We start from the raw sequence: 15,789 nt of genomic DNA, 5'->3' as shown, positions 1-15,789 counted from the left end.
AAGAAAAAAAGGTGGACATGCACCCAAGTAATAGTAACACAAATTCAAAAAGGTGCATATATAGTACAAAATACACTTGAAATAAATTTATCAGAAAAAAGAAAGGAGATGAATAATTTGAAAAATATTCATTTCGTAGGCATCGGTGGAGTTGGTATGAGTGGTATTGCTGATATTTTAGTTACATTAGGATATAAAGTTTCTGGTTCAGACCTAAATATATCTAATGGTACTAAAAGGTTAGAAGAAAAGGGTGTTAAGGTTATAAAAGGTCATAAAAGTTCAAATATAGATGAGAGTATAGATACAGTAGTAACATCAACTGCTATTAATAGAGAAAATCCTGAAGTTAAAAGAGCACAAGAATTAAACATTCCAATAATAAAAAGGGCAGAAATGTTAGCACAATTAATGAAAAGGCAAAAGGCTATTTGTATAGCAGGAGCTCACGGTAAAACAACTACTACATCAATGATTGCATCAGTATTAGAAATTAATAATTTTGATCCAAGCATAGTTGTAGGTGGAGAATTAAATGTTATTAATAGTAATGCTAAACTAGGTAAAGGAGATTATTTAGTAGCAGAAGCAGACGAAAGTGATGGTTCCTTTTTAAATTTATTTCCTTGGTCTAATATTATAACAAATATTGAAGATGACCATTTAGATTTTTATGGGACGCTTGAAAATATGATTGATAGTTTTACAAAATACATAGCCCTTGGAAGTCCAGATGGATATACAATATTGTGTGCTGATGACCCTTTAGTTAGTCAAATGGCAATAAATGCTCCAGGTAAGGTTGTTACTTATGGTTTAAACGAAAAAGCAAACATAACTGCACGTAATATTAATTTTCAAGGAACAATAACTAGATGTGATGTATATTATAATGAAGAATTATTAGGTAATTTAGAACTTTCTATTCCAGGAAAACATAACCTAAGTAATGCTTTAGCAACTATAGCTATTTGTAGAGAGTTAAACTTAAGTTTTTCTCAAATAAGCACAGGGCTGAAACAATTTACAGGTGTTAAACGAAGATTTCAGTTAATAGGAAAAGTAAATGATATTTTAGTTTATGATGACTATGCGCACCATCCAACTGAGGTAAAGGCATGTTTACAGGCAGCCAGAAGTATGCATGAGGGAAGAATTATTGCAGTTTTTCAACCACATAGATATTCGAGAACTAGATTATTAGCCAAAGAATTTGCTCAAAGTTATGGTGATGCAGATAAACTTATTTTAAGTGATATTTATGCAGCAAGTGAAGAGCCACTTGTAGGAATATCATCAAACTTAATAATGGAAAACTTGCCCAAAGGATCTGAAGCCATTTATATTGAGAAAAATGAAGATATAGTTGAACATTTAAGGTACATAGCTAAGCCAGGTGATTTAATAATTACAATGGGTGCAGGTGATATCTGGAAGGTAGGTAAAGATATTATTAGCAAATTAAATAACAAACAACAAGGAGTATCATAATGAGCATTACTAAATTAGCTCATGACTTTCAAAAAGAAGTAAAAGGCAAGGTAATATTAAATGAACTTATGAGTAGACACACTACATGGCATATAGGAGGCCCAGCAGATTTATTATTTAATCCTCAGGATATTGACGATTTAAAAAAGGCCCTTATCTTTGCAGGTAATAATAACTTGGAAATTACTATTGTAGGTGCAGGTTCTAATATTTTAGTTAAAGATACTGGCATTAGGGGCCTTGTTATTTGTGTAAACAGTCTCAATAAATGGAAAATGGAAAATAATTATTTAGTTGTAGAACCTGGTTTGACTTTGCCGTTTATGTCTTATATAGCGGCAAAAGAAGGCCTTGCAGGATTAGAATTTGCCTCAGGGATACCTGGGTCAATAGGTGGAGCTGTACTAATGAATGCAGGTGCACATGGAAGACAAATGTCGGATGTTGTTAAAGGTATTAACGTAATGGATTATACCGGGAAAATCATTTCTTTAGCAAATAAAGATATAGGTTTTGATTATCGTTCAACTAAACTAAAAAATAAAACCTGTATAATTACTAGTATAAAACTTAGATTAGAAAAAGATGATCCTGAAAAGGTTAAAGAAAACATGAATATTTATCAAGAATTTCGTAGAAATAAACAACCAATAAATTATCCAAATGCAGGTAGTGTTTTTAAAAATCCAGATGGAGATTCAGCAGGAAGGATAATTGATTCTATTGGTGCTAAAGGATGGAAGATTGGTGGTGCAATGGTTTCACCAAAACATGCAAATTTCATAGTTAATACCGGAAATGCTAAATGCAGTGACGTTTTAGAGTTAATTGAAAAAATTAAACAAAAGGCAAAGGAGGAAAATAATTTAATTTTAGAACCAGAGATAATAGTTTTGGGGGGGTAAGAATGGAAAAATTTATAATAGTGGGTGGAAATCCTCTTTCTGGTTCAGTAGAAATAAGTGGAGCCAAAAATGCCGTTTTACCAATTCTATCAGCTGCAATATTATCTACAGATATATCTGTTATAAAAAATGTACCCCGATTAAAAGACGTATATGTAATGAAGGAACTATTAGAATTGTTAGGTTGTAAAGTAGAATGGTTAGGCTCAACCATGAAAGTGGATTCAAGTAAAATGAACTATGTAGAAGTACCAGATGATTTAATCAGAAGAATGAGAGCTTCTAGTTTAGTTATGGGACCATTATTAGCAAGGTTTGGCAGGGCAAAAATAAGCTACCCAGGGGGATGTGCTATTGGGTGCAGACCTATAGATTTACATTTAAAAGGATTTAAAAAAATGGGTGTCGAAATAAATGAAAAATTTGGTTTTGTTGAAGCTAAGGTTCATAGTGGATATTTAAAAGGAAGTGACATTTGTTTAGACTTTCCAAGCGTGGGTGCTACTGAAAATCTTATGATGGCTGCTAGTTTAGCAGTGGGGGAAACGATTATTTCAAACGCTGCTAAAGAGCCAGAAATTGTAGACCTACAAAATTTTTTAAATAGCATGGGTGCCAAGATACAAGGAGCTGGAACTGATATAATTAGGATAACAGGAGTAAGTAGCCTTCATTCAGTAGAACACTCTATTATTGCAGATAGGATAGAAGCTGGAACATTTATGATAGCAGCAGCTCTTACAAAAGGTAATGTAAAACTAGAAAATGTACAGTCAGAATATTTTGAAGCAATAAATGCAAAGTTAAGAGATATTGGTGTAATTATATTAGAAGAAAATAATGGAATAAGGGTAATAGGAACGGACAATGTAAGACCAGTAGATATTAAAACTATACCGTATCCTGGTTTCCCAACGGATATGCAGCCTCAATTCATGTCTTTATTATCTATAGCTACTGGTACTAGTATTATTAGTGAAAGTATTTTCGAAAATAGGTTTATGCATGTTCCAGAATTGATAAGAATGGGTGCTGATATTAAGGTAGAGGGACGTGCCGCTATTATAAAAGGTGTGAAACACTTAAATGGAGCAAATGTTTCAGCTACAGACTTAAGAGCGGGTGCAGCATTGATTTTAGCCGGACTTGTAGCTAAAAATGAAACAATTGTAGATTCAATTTATCATATTGATAGAGGTTATGAAAATATTGATCTAAAGTTAAGAAAACTTGGAGCTAATATAGAAAGAGTCTCAAGAAATTAATTATCTTTATATATGATATACTTAATTTACTAAAATAGTAATAAATTATTACTATTTATAAAGAAGATAGATGATAAAATATATTTAATTCAAAGCAATTGTATCCCAATTATTTATTTAATTAGGGATACAATTTTTTGAATATTTTATAAGATATTAAATATTTAATAATTCTTATTTATTTACTAACTTTATGGAAAAAAAGGAGGTAAATGTTTGTTATAAGCTTGGACAAGTACTAGTATATTTTGTTATAATAAAAAACAAGGATTTTTTTAAAATTCGTGGAAATTAAATGTAGGTGGAATGTTATGAAAAATGAATTAAATCATGTAGAAAAATCAAAGGGAAATAAAAAAAAAGTTAAATCTTTTAAAGTAGTATATTTTTTCTTATTTATAATTGGGATATATTTCTTTCTGCATTCACCCATATTTAACATTCAAAATGTTGAGGTAATTGGTAATAAAAACTTGACTAAGCAACAGGTAATAAAACTAAGTCAAGTCAATCAAGGTGATAATCTTTTTAAAATTGAGAAAAATGATATTATTAAGAATATATCAATACATCCTTTAATAGAGAGTGTTGAGATTAGCCGTGATTTACCATCTACTTTAAAAATTAATGTTTTGGAAAGGAAACCCATTGGCTTGGTAGTTTGTGAAGATGGTTTTATACAAGTCAGTGAAAAAGGTGTGTTTATCTCTATTAACAATGATTTAGGTAGTTATCAACTACCAGTCATAAGTGGTGTTAGTATGGATTATTTACCTGGACCAGGTCAAATAATCAAAAATGAAGGTTTACATACAGCTTTGGAAATCCTTACAAATATAGAATCAGATTTACTGATAAACATTGCAGAAATAAATGTAGCTGATCCTAGATATATTTTAGCTTATACTACTCAAGGAATTGAAATAAGATTGGGTTCAAAAAAAGAAGTACAAAGCAAATTAGAAAATTTACAAGACATTTTAGAAAAAATTATTAATTTAGTTATTGATGAAAAAGCAATCGAATATATAGATTTGCGTTTTTCAGGTCCACCTATTATTAAAAAGAAATAATATAAATTTATTTATTATTAATTAGTTTTAGCAATATTAAAATTTGCATAAGTGAATGAAAGGGGTTGTCAAGCTGAATGCTAGAATTAGATGTAGATATTCAGCAGATTGCTCAAATAAGGGTAATCGGTGTTGGTGGTGGAGGTAACAATGCCGTTAATCGTATGATCGAGAGTGGTTTGCAAGGTGTAGAATTTATTTCAGTTAACACAGATGCACAAGCATTACAATTATCTAAATGTGAAACAAAAGTTCAAATAGGTGATAAGCTAACAAGAGGTTTAGGTGCTGGTGCAAATCCTGAAATAGGGCATAAAGCAGCAGAAGAAAGTAAAGAAGAAATAATGAAAGCTCTTAAAGGTGCTGATATGGTATTTGTAACTGCAGGTATGGGTGGAGGAACTGGGACTGGAGCCGCACCAGTTGTTGCTGCAATTGCAAAGGAATTAGGTGCTGTAACAGTTGGAGTAGTTACAAAGCCATTTACATTTGAAGGGCGAAAAAGAGCTAAACAAGCTGTTCAAGGTATAGCTAATTTAAAAGAAAAGGTAGATACACTAATTACTATTCCTAATGATCGTTTGTTACAAGTAGTAGATAAAAATACATCTATTAACGATGCTTTTTCTATTGCGGATGATATATTAAGACAAGGTGTACAAGGTATATCTGATTTAATAGCAGTACCTGGTTTAATTAATTTAGACTTTGCTGATGTTAAGACTATTATGCATAATACCGGTTCAGCATTAATGGGTATAGGTACATCCTCTGGAGAAAATAGAGCAGTGACAGCAGCTCGTAATGCTATCTCATCACCTTTATTAGAAACTTCAATAGAAGGGGCTAAAGGAGTGCTTTTAAGCATAACAGGTGGCGGTTCATTAGGCTTATTTGAAGTTAATGAAGCAGCCGAAGTAATTGCTGAAGCAGCCGATGAAGAAGCAAATATTATTTTTGGTGCAGTAATTGATGAAAAACTTGGTGAAGAAATAAGGGTAACCGTTATTGCAACTGGTTTTGATGAAGAAGTAAAAGATTATACAGTTAACCTGAAAGTTGCTGAAAATAATAATCAACCTGAACAACCTGAAATCAGACATGAACCAAAGAATATTACTATAGATAATTTAGAAATACCAGCCTTTTTAAGAAGAAAAAGATAAATTAGAAGGTCCTTGAAAAAATCAAGGGCCTTTTTTTTATAGTAATTTTTAAAATTGGAAAAATTCGCAATAAATGACATATTTCTGGAGATAAATAATGTATAATGTTATTAGAATTAAAAATTAAGAGGTGATTAGGTGTCCCCATATACTGATATGTATCTGGATATTGCCTTTATGATTAATTTTATTATGGACTTCTTTATTTTATGGGCGACATCACGACTGGGGAGATTATCAACTAATTATAAAAGATTAACACTTGGAGCATTCATTGGTGCGGCTTACTCTATAATGATTTATTTTCCTAGATTAGCATTTTCATCGACAGTTCTTCTAAAACTAGTATGTTCTTTTTTAATGGTGATAGTAACCTTTAGATATAAGAATATAAAATGGTTTATAAAGTCTACTTCTTATTTTTATTTAGTTTCTTTTATTATGGGTGGTGCTGTTTTAGGATCAATGTATTTATTTCAAAGTGGGCCTCTACATATTGAAACGTGGAATGGAATAATGGTGAATAGCATTAATTTTAGTGGAACTTGGTTAATAGTCGGATTAGCTGTAGCTTTATTACTAGGAATGTGGAGCGCTAGTATTATTAGAAAAAATTTGCACCAAGGAATATGGTTAGTAAAGACGAAAGTGAAAATTTTAGGTACATCAGTAGATACTGAGGCTTTAGTTGATACAGGAAACCAGTTAAAAGATCCTATTAGTAAAGATCCTGTAATGGTTATGGAGTATGATAAATTAACGGGTATAATTCCAGATGATTTAACTCAAATGCTGAAGAGTAAAAATATTCCATCTATTGATGTTCAAGTAGGCACTTTTAAAGATGATAAATGGAATACACGGATTAGATTAATTCCTTTTTCGTCACTTGGAAACCATAATGGAATGTTAATAGGAATCAAACCCGATGAAGTAATGATTCAGGATGGAAATAATTTATATAAAAATTCCAATGTGGTAGTAGCTATCTATCATCGTAAATTATCGCCTCAGGGAACCTATCATGCCCTTTTGCATACTGATTTATTATTAAATGAGTAAAAAGTTTATTTAGGAGGTGTCTTTTTGTTAAGAAAACCAAAACTCAATTTATCTTTATGGAGAATAAGGCTTAAGGTATTAAAGCTCTTAAACAAATTAGGTTTTACTGAAGAAGTATTTTATGTAGGTAGTAGTGAGGTACTTCCTCCCCCTTTAAGTAGGGACGAAGAAGAGGATTTATTAATCAAATTAGAAGCAGGAGATTACAAAGTAAAAAGTACATTAATTGAAAGAAATTTAAGATTAGTAGTTTATATTGCAAGGAAGTTTGAAAACACTGGTATAGGGATAGAAGACTTAGTTTCTATTGGAACAATTGGACTTATAAAAGCGGTTAATACTTTTGATCCACAGAAAAAAATTAAGCTTGCGACCTATGCTTCAAGATGCATAGAAAATGAAATTTTAATGCATTTAAGAAGAAGCAATAAAACTCGTGGGGAAGTAAGCTTTGATGAACCGTTAAATATTGATTGGGATGGTAATGAATTATTGTTATCTGATGTTTTAGGTACTGAGGGAGATCTTATTTGCAAACCCTTAGAGGAAGAAGTAGACAAAAGACTTTTACATTTAGCTATGAAAAAAATAAATCCAAGAGAAAGAAAAATTATGGAACTAAGATTTGGACTTCAAGGTGGAGATGAAAGAACTCAAAAAGAAGTAGCAGATTTTTTAGGAATCTCTCAGTCATACATCTCAAGACTAGAGAAAAAGATAATTAGAAGATTGAAAAAGGAAATGGAAAAAATGGAATAGTTTAGCTAAGACTTCTTGGGTTTTATAAGAAGTCTTTTTTTTATATAAATTCAGAAACAAACAACTATAATAAGTTAACATTAATATAGAATAAACCCTTCTTATCACGGTAATAACTAAACTAAGCTCATATACTTAGGAGGGTATCAATATTGATAATCAATAAAGTCGAAATTTGTGGTGTTAACACATCTAAATTACCAGTTCTAAAAAACAAAGAAATGCGAGTTTTATTTAAAGATATGCAGTCTGGTGATACCCAATCTAGACAAAAAATAATCAATGGTAACTTACGTTTAGTTTTAAGCGTGATTCAAAGATTTACAAACAGAGGAGAATATGTAGATGATTTATTTCAAGTAGGTTGCATAGGTTTAATGAAGGCTATAGACAACTTTGATTTAGGTCAGAATGTAAAGTTCTCAACATATGCCGTTCCTATGATTATAGGTGAAATTAGAAGGTATTTGCGTGATAATAATCCTATTCGCGTAAGTAGATCATTAAGGGATATTGCATATAAAGCACTTCAGGTAAGAGATTCATTAGTAAATAAAAATTCTAAAGAGCCGACAATTACAGAAATTGCAAAAGTATTAGATATACCTAGAGAAGATATTGTTTTTGCCTTAGATGCTATTCAAGAGCCACTATCACTTTTTGAACCTATTTATAATGATGGAGGCGATCCTATATATGTAATGGATCAAGTTAGAGATGATAAAAATACTGATTATAATTGGGTAGAAAATATTGCAATTAAAGAATCATTAGAAAGATTAAATGATCGTGAAAAACTAATCTTATCCTTAAGATTTTTTGATGGCAAAACTCAAATGGAAGTAGCTGATGAAATAGGAATCTCACAGGCTCAGGTTAGTAGACTAGAAAAGGCAGCTTTAAATATAATGAAAAAACAAATGAGTTAATATATATGCTAAAAAAATTGCCTATAATTTTATGCTTACTAGTGATATTTATTAATGTACAGGTCAAAGAAGTAAAGGCCGTGAATGAAACAAATAATATTATCAGATTACATGTTATTGCTAATTCTGATAGTAATTTAGACCAAGCACTTAAATTAAAAGTACGAGATGAAATTTTAAATAATTTAGAGATATTAAAGTATTTAAGAAATAATGATATAGCTCAAAATTATATTTTAAAAAATATACCAAGTTTAGAAGAAAAATGTGAAGCAGTTATCATAGAAAATGGTTTTAATTATCCCATAAAAATAAATTTAACTGCGTCTAGTTTTCCTACAAAGGTATATTATCAAAAAGTATTACCAGCTGGAGAATATAAAGCTGTTAAAGCAGTAATTGGTAAGGGAGAAGGTAAAAATTGGTGGTGTGTTCTTTATCCGCCTTTATGCCATATAGATTGGTTTAAGGAAAAGGAAAATTATAACATCTTGAAAGAAGAAGCTATCTCAGTAATGGCACCAGTAGCTGAAAACAAAAACAATCTTATAGCTAATTATAAAAAAATATTACTAAATGTTTGGTTTTAAATCGCTAAATGCGGTTTTTTTTTGTCATTAAACTCTATTTTAGGTAATATAATAATATTGTCCACGTTTAAGGAGGGATATATTGTGCTTGCTAAAATCTCTGACCTAAGAGAAAGAGAAATTGTTAATGTTTTGGATGGAAAAAGGTTAGGACCCATTAAAGATATAGATATAGATATTGAATCAGGTAAGATTACTTCTCTTATTTTACCTGGACCTGGAAGAATTTTTAGATTTTTAGGCAGAAATGATGACTACATAGTTCCGTGGGAAAAGGTTGTGAGAATAGGTGTGGATGTTATTTTAGTGGAGGCTCAAAACTTTACGGACTTATATCATGACCAAAAAGGTTTGAAATCATTTGAATAAAAGAGTAATATTAAATAGTAAAAATGGAAAGCAAAAATTGACATACTACATATTGTGTTATAAAATAAGCGATATCTACTATAAGTAGTGGATGTTGCTTATTTTTATTTTAAAAGAATAAAAATTACTTTAGTTTAAAGTGATTATAAATATTTCACTAATCGTTTATATTATTCTAGGGGTGATGCAGTGAGGTGTATTTTTTGTGATTTTTTTGATACTAAGGTTGTAGATTCTCGTTCTGCTGATGATGGTAAAGCCATTAGAAGGCGTAGAGAATGTTCAAAATGTGGAAAAAGATTTACTACATATGAGAAGGTTGAAAATCTACCTTTAATTATTGTGAAAAAAGATGGTAGAAGAGAAATGTTTGAACCAACAAAAATTTTAAATGGTTTAATAAAGGCATGTGAAAAACGCCCCGTTGCACTTCAAGATTTAGAAAAGGTGTGTGCAGAAATAGAAAGAGATTTAAATAATAAAATGGATCGTGAAATAGATTCTTCTTTGATTGGTGAACTAGTTATGGAAAAGTTAAAAATTTTGGATGAAGTTTCTTATGTGAGATTTGCTTCGGTTTATCGTGAGTTTAAAGATATAAATACCTTTATTAACGAAATCGAATTATTAATACAAAAGCAAAAGTAATTGGAGGGGTTAAAATGCTAATGAGTATATTAAAAAGAGATGGAAGAGAAGTAGCATTTGATGATAAAAAGATAACAGATGCTATCTTTAGAGCTGCTAAATCTGTAGGAGGAGAAGATAGACAAACAGCAATGGAAGTTACTTTAGGAGTTTTAAAGTTACTGAGTGCTAAATACAATGGACAAGCCATTCCGGTTGAAGATATACAAGATACTGTGGAGAAAGTATTAATTGAAAGAGGACATGCTAAAACTGCAAAGGCGTATATTTTATATCGAGCTCAGAGAACGAATATTCGTGAAACAAGATCGGAAATGATGGATGCAGTGCAAGAGGTTCTTAAAGAAACAAGCAGAGAAAATGCTAATGTAGGAAATTCTCCTTCGGCAAAGGTGTTACAGATCTCAGAATTAGCATCTAAAGAATATTATTTAAAGAGAGCTATACCAGAAAAGTTTACGAAAGCTCATCTTGAAGGAAATTTTTATATTCATGATTTAGGTTGGTATGGAAAAACAATGACATGCCTACAAATACCTTTAGCAGATTTATTAAAGAAAGGATTTAATAATGGTCATGGATATATAAGGTCTCCAAAGGGCATTAAAACGGCTGGAGCCTTAGCAGCTATAATTTTACAAAGTAATCAAAATGATCAACATGGTGGCCAATCATACGCATACTTTGACCGTGATCTGGGTGTTTATGTTGAATTAGAATTTATAAAACAAGAACAAAAAATTAGAGCAGGTTTAAAAAATTTAGGTTTAGAAGCAGATGAAGAAAAAATACAATCATTAGTTCATGAAAGAGTAGAAGATGAAGTTTTTCAAGCTATGGAAGGATTTGTATATAATTTAAACACCATGCATAGTAGAGCCGGAGCACAAGTTCCTTTTTCTTCAATTAATATTGGAACAGATACCTCAAGAGAAGGTAGAATGATTACTAAAAACCTTTTAAAAGCATATGAAAGAGGACTGGGTAAGGGCGAGGCGCCTATGTTTCCAAACATTTGTTTTAAGGTTAAAGAAGGAATTAACTATGAGCCAGAAGATCCTAACTATGACTTATTTAAACTTAGCATGAAAGTAGCGTGTAAAAGACTTTTTCCTAATTTTTCATTTCAAGATGCAAGTTATAATGCTCCTTATGGTGAGGATGTGGCTTACATGGGTTGTAGAACAAGAGTTATGGCAAATACAAATGGACCAGAGGTTACTGAAAAAAGAGGGAATTTATCTTTTACAACTATAAATCTACCACGTTTAGGAATCAAAGCTAATGGAGATTTATCTAAGTTTTGGAAAAGTCTAGATGAAATGATTGAATTAACAATTGAGCAACTATTGCATAGATATGAAATTCAAAAAAAATTAAGAGTAAAAGATTTTCCATTTTTAATGGGACAAAAATTATATTTAGATAGTGAAGAACTAGAGCAAGACGACTTTATAGAAAATGCTATTAAACATGGTACTTTAAGTATTGGGTTTATTGGACTTGCTGAAACCCTAGTGGCGTTAAATGGAAAACATCATGGGGAAAGTTCTGAATCCCAGGCTCTTGGATTATCAATTATCAGTCATATGAGAAGAAAGTGTGATGAAGCAACACAAAAATATAGTTTGAATTTTAGTTTAGTTGCAACACCTGCTGAGGGTCTTAGCGGAAAGTTTACTAAATTAGACGAAAGCTTATTTGGTGAAATCGAAGGAATAACAGATAAAGACTGGTATACAAATTCATTTCATGTACCTGTTGATTATAAAATTGATGCTTTTGAAAAAATAAATATAGAAGGTCCTTATCATAGATTTTGTAATGGTGGTCATATTTCATATGTTGAATTACCTAGTGCCCCGCAACATAATTTAGAAGCCTTTGAAGCTCTTATTAATGCAATGTATGAAGCTGACATGGGATATGCTGCAGTTAATTTTCCCGTTGATATTTGTACAGAATGTGGGTTTAATGGTGTAATAGATACTAATGTTTGTCCGGCATGTGGTTCAGATGGGAAAATTAGTAGAGTACGTAGAATCACTGGTTATTTATCTACTTTAGAGATGTTTAATGATGCTAAAAAGTCTGAAGAAAGTAATAGGAAAAACCATATGGAGCTATAAATAGAAAGTGGTGAAATATTAGTAATGTATATTAGGATAGCTGGAATTGTACCTGATAGCGTTGTCGATGGACCAGGGGTAAGATATGTAATTTTTACACAAGGATGTTTACATCATTGCCAAGATTGTCATAATCCAGAAACATGGGATCCAAGTAAGGGAAAAGAAAAAAAATAAAACATATTATTAAAGATATAAAAAAACATCCTTTTATCAAAGGTATAACTTTATCAGGTGGAGATCCTTTTTTACAAGCTGAAAAATGTGCATACTTAGCTAAAGAAGTAAAATCTAAGTATGGAATAAATGTTGTGACCTATACTGGTCATTTATTTGAGCACTTATTAGAATCAAAAGATATACATGTACAAGAATTATTAAAAGTAACAGATTTGTTAATAGATGGTCCTTTTGTAAATAGTAAAAAGGATTTAAATATACCCTATAGAGGATCAAGCAATCAAAGAATAATAGATGTAAAAGAAAGTTTAAAAAGAAAAAAAACTATAATATATGAACCCAATTTAAAATATGTAGCGGAAGTTTAAGACCTATAATTAGGTCTTATTTTTTTTCCCGAAGTATATAAATGTTTTTTCAATTATTTTGGGTAAAATAACGACTTTTAATAAATAATAAAGGTAAAAGTATAAGGCGGTGATTAAATGAAAAAGAGAAGGGTGTTATTTGCTCTATTATTTTTATGTTTAATTTTAGTTGGTTGTTCAGATAAGCCAAATTATTCAAAAGGAGATAATATGGCTGAGAAGTATATTGAGGCGATGGTAGATAATAAAGAAAAAGAATTAGACAAATTAATAACCAAAAATATTACAAATGCTCAATTGATAGCTGAAAATCCCGTTAAAACATATTCTTTTAAAAAAGGAGAAATAGTAAAGCTAGTTACTACGGAAATGCAAAGTGATAGTGATGTAAAGGTAGTTATGGCAAATTATATTATTGTTGATGAAGATAAAAGAGAATTAAATTCTACTACAGTATTTGTACTTGCTAAAGAAAAAGAGAAATGGCTCATAGATAAAATTAACACCGCAACTATTGAGCAAAGGATTAAATAAAATTACTTTTAAATAACCCGCATCTTTAATAGATACGGGTTATTTATATGAAAATATTATATTAGATTGTAAATAAAATGAAGTATTATTAAAATTCACATTTAAACTTAATGATTCATATATTATCTAGTAGGCAAGTAAAAGAAATTTTAATATTTACTTGAAGGGATAGATTTTTTAAAATTTCATTTTATTGTTATAATGGGTACTAGTATGGAGGTGCCCACTATGAAACAATATCAAAGTATTAAAGAAAAAACAGAAATAGAAATAATAATTAAAAAATCAAAGTTTATAGGGTTTTTAATTCCAGTGGATTCTGAAGATAATGCAGTAAAGGCTTTAGAAGAAATACGAAAAAACCATAAGGATGCGAATCATAATTGTTTTGCAATTAAATTAGGACCAGGAGGAGAGTTTCAAAAATGTAGTGATGATGGAGAGCCACAAGGGACTGCAGGAAAACCAATATTAGAAATTTTAAATAAAGAAAATATTACAAATGTTTTAGCTGTTGTGACACGTTATTTTGGAGGAGTAAAACTTGGAACAGGTGGATTAATAAGAGCTTATAGTCAAACGGTAAAAGAGGCTTTAAAAGCAAGTGAAATAATTATCTCGGAAATATATTGGGAAGCGAAGTTAAGCGTTGATTATAAGGACTTAGAGAGCATTAAAAACGCACTATTAAATGATGATATCATAATTAAAGAAATAAATTATATGGAAAATGTTATTTTAAATATCTTAATTCCTGTGGAATTTAAAGAAATGACACATAATAAAATTGTAGATATAACATGTGGGAAAAATGAAATAATTTTTATTAAAAAGATTTTTTGGGAAGGTAGTAGTTTTAACCCAAAATTGTCTTAAAATTCTAATCATAATTTTTAAGTTATTGTGCAAAATAGAATTAGACCTACAGATAAATCAAGAGACTAGCAAGGCAGAAACCTTATGGTGTCGATAGTTAGTCTCACTGTAGGTCTAGATATTTTAATTGTTAATGTATACATATAATAAAGTTTCGTAAGTATGAGGATTCTCCTTTAAAAAATATAAATTATTATTTAGAGTAAAAGGAGCCATGCCTTCAGATAAGGTAAAGTTATTTTGTGTAATTATATTAAAAATTTCAATATGGGGTTTAGTGCCAGATAAGTATACTAGAGTATCTTTATTTAACCAACATAAATTTTGGACATCACTAGAGTGATTTTTTAATATTGTGGATTTATTTTTTTCTAAATCATATAAGACAATTTTTTGATTGTTATCATCTAATTCACTATATACTATTTCTTTGCCGTTAAGAGAAAAAAGTGGACTAGAGGTTATATGTCCTTCAGTAATGGTGTTTAGTAAATTATAATTTGCATCAATTAATTTTAAGGTATTTGTAGTCATATCAAGATAATTTAATTGACTAATAGCAAAATTACTATTTACTGTAGAAAAGGTTATATATTCAGAATCAGGATAGTCTCCGATTGAAGATACTTTTTGTTGATCTACATAATTAATTGTTGAAGTATAGCCATGTGCATTTGCAAAACCTTTTAAAACAATAAAAAAAACTTCATCTTTTTGAGGTGAACTTTTAAGAAAAATAATATCTTGATTTTCACTTTTTTCGCTATGTATTGTCTTTAAAGAAGCGGGATTATGGATATTTATAGTATTGATACTAAAATTAGATTTGTTATTATCGGAATAAATTAAAATATCTTCGCTAGGATGCCAATCATAAAGATTAGTATTTGTTTTTTTTCTCCAAATTTCAGTATTACTGTACAGGTTTTTAACAATTAGATAACGGCTAGAAGAATTATAGTAAGCTATGTATTGCTCATTTGCACTAATTTTAAAATTAGTAATATTCTCTTCTAAGTTTAAAAGGGGTTTTAAATTTTCGGGTCTGGGATTTTTTGATGGTTCTGCGTGTATGATATTGGTTTGAATGGATAAAATAAATAGTGTATATAGCAGGATTTTTAGAAATTTTTTCATTAACTACACCTCCATTTATTTCTATTTGACAATAAATGGTAAATACCTGCTAAATATTTGTGTTTTATAAAATAAATTTTCAGTAAATCTAATTTAGCTATAAAAAGAAAAAACCTCCAAAATTGGAGGATAGAATAAAAATGCAAATATTCTCGCATCCATCATTGCTGGATGCGTAACGAAGAAAACAGATGGGATTCGAACCCATATCTCAGGTGCCACAACCTGTATGATACCGTTTCACCACAATTTTCTCTAACGCCTGAATTAATTATAACAAGGTTCATGGCTTATGGCAAATGGATGTT

Annotated in this window: 15 protein-coding genes, 1 tRNA gene and 1 pseudogene; 15 read left to right on the top strand and 2 right to left on the bottom strand. The window is 30.2% G+C overall.

What is annotated here, in order from left to right; all coding sequences use genetic code 11:
* Positions 1-108 precede the first annotated feature (108 nt).
* From murC to B8965_RS11665, 15 genes and pseudogenes are all read left to right on the top strand, one after another.
* Entirely contained in the window at positions 109-1,491 is a 1,383-nt protein-coding gene (gene murC, locus B8965_RS11735) for a UDP-N-acetylmuramate--L-alanine ligase (RefSeq protein WP_084054379.1), read from the top strand.
* A complete protein-coding gene (gene murB, locus B8965_RS11730) occupies positions 1,491-2,396 on the top strand; it encodes a UDP-N-acetylmuramate dehydrogenase (RefSeq protein WP_084054378.1) in 906 nt (301 codons plus the stop codon). The genes murC and murB overlap by 1 nt, the downstream gene beginning before the upstream one ends.
* Before the next feature lie 2 nt (positions 2,397-2,398).
* Complete coding sequence (murA, locus tag B8965_RS11725) at positions 2,399-3,661, top strand: UDP-N-acetylglucosamine 1-carboxyvinyltransferase (protein ID WP_084054377.1); 1,263 nt, start codon at positions 2,399-2,401, stop codon at positions 3,659-3,661.
* A gap of 311 nt (positions 3,662-3,972) precedes the next feature.
* On the top strand, positions 3,973-4,734 hold the full coding sequence (locus tag B8965_RS11720) for a cell division protein FtsQ/DivIB (protein WP_084054376.1): 762 nt from the start codon (positions 3,973-3,975) through the stop codon (positions 4,732-4,734).
* A gap of 77 nt (positions 4,735-4,811) precedes the next feature.
* Complete coding sequence (gene ftsZ / locus B8965_RS11715) at positions 4,812-5,900, top strand: cell division protein FtsZ (protein ID WP_084054375.1); 1,089 nt, start codon at positions 4,812-4,814, stop codon at positions 5,898-5,900.
* 138 nt (positions 5,901-6,038) lie between these two features.
* Entirely contained in the window at positions 6,039-6,962 is a 924-nt protein-coding gene (gene spoIIGA, locus B8965_RS11710) for a sigma-E processing peptidase SpoIIGA (RefSeq protein ID WP_084054374.1), read from the top strand.
* A 63-nt stretch (positions 6,963-7,025) separates the two neighbouring features.
* Complete coding sequence (gene sigE / locus B8965_RS11705) at positions 7,026-7,721, top strand: RNA polymerase sporulation sigma factor SigE (RefSeq protein ID WP_423237182.1); 696 nt, start codon at positions 7,026-7,028, stop codon at positions 7,719-7,721.
* A gap of 152 nt (positions 7,722-7,873) precedes the next feature.
* Positions 7,874-8,650: an RNA polymerase sporulation sigma factor SigG gene (sigG, locus tag B8965_RS11700; RefSeq protein WP_084054372.1), complete on the top strand. Its 777-nt coding sequence runs from the start codon at positions 7,874-7,876 to the stop codon at positions 8,648-8,650.
* Positions 8,651-8,691: 41 nt separating this feature from the next.
* Positions 8,692-9,240, top strand: coding sequence for a stage II sporulation protein R (gene spoIIR / locus B8965_RS11695; RefSeq protein WP_159446349.1), 549 nt, complete (start codon positions 8,692-8,694; stop codon positions 9,238-9,240).
* An 84-nt stretch (positions 9,241-9,324) separates the two neighbouring features.
* Positions 9,325-9,609, top strand: coding sequence for a YlmC/YmxH family sporulation protein (locus B8965_RS11690; protein WP_084054370.1), 285 nt, complete (start codon positions 9,325-9,327; stop codon positions 9,607-9,609).
* A gap of 189 nt (positions 9,610-9,798) precedes the next feature.
* Positions 9,799-10,257: a transcriptional regulator NrdR gene (nrdR, locus tag B8965_RS11685; RefSeq protein ID WP_084054369.1), complete on the top strand. Its 459-nt coding sequence runs from the start codon at positions 9,799-9,801 to the stop codon at positions 10,255-10,257.
* 14 nt (positions 10,258-10,271) lie between these two features.
* A complete protein-coding gene (locus tag B8965_RS11680) occupies positions 10,272-12,386 on the top strand; it encodes an anaerobic ribonucleoside triphosphate reductase (protein WP_084054368.1) in 2,115 nt (704 codons plus the stop codon).
* Between the two features lie 24 nt (positions 12,387-12,410).
* Positions 12,411-12,934, top strand: a pseudogene (gene nrdG / locus B8965_RS11675) (anaerobic ribonucleoside-triphosphate reductase activating protein).
* 117 nt (positions 12,935-13,051) lie between these two features.
* Positions 13,052-13,468 (top strand): zinc ribbon domain-containing protein, encoded by a 417-nt coding sequence (locus B8965_RS11670; protein WP_084054367.1) that lies wholly within the window; start codon positions 13,052-13,054, stop codon positions 13,466-13,468.
* A gap of 228 nt (positions 13,469-13,696) precedes the next feature.
* The gene (locus B8965_RS11665) at positions 13,697-14,344 is read left to right on the top strand and encodes a YigZ family protein (protein WP_159446348.1); all 648 of its coding nucleotides are present in this window, start codon (positions 13,697-13,699) and stop codon (positions 14,342-14,344) included.
* 123 nt (positions 14,345-14,467) lie between these two features.
* On the opposite strand, the gene B8965_RS11660 is transcribed toward B8965_RS11665, so the two are convergent.
* Positions 14,468-15,481 carry a hypothetical protein gene (locus B8965_RS11660; RefSeq protein ID WP_084054365.1) on the bottom strand — a complete coding sequence of 338 codons (1,014 nt, stop codon included), beginning with the start codon at positions 15,479-15,481 and terminating at the stop codon, positions 14,468-14,470.
* 182 nt (positions 15,482-15,663) lie between these two features.
* Positions 15,664-15,735: transfer RNA gene (locus B8965_RS12520), tRNA-OTHER, on the bottom strand.
* Positions 15,736-15,789 lie beyond the last annotated feature (54 nt).

This window comes from Desulfonispora thiosulfatigenes DSM 11270 (assembly GCF_900176035.1).
GTDB lineage: Bacteria > Bacillota > Peptococcia > Peptococcales > Desulfonisporaceae > Desulfonispora > Desulfonispora thiosulfatigenes.
The sequence above is the reverse complement of the archived record's forward strand: the minus strand, read 5'-3'. Positions and strand labels throughout refer to the sequence as shown.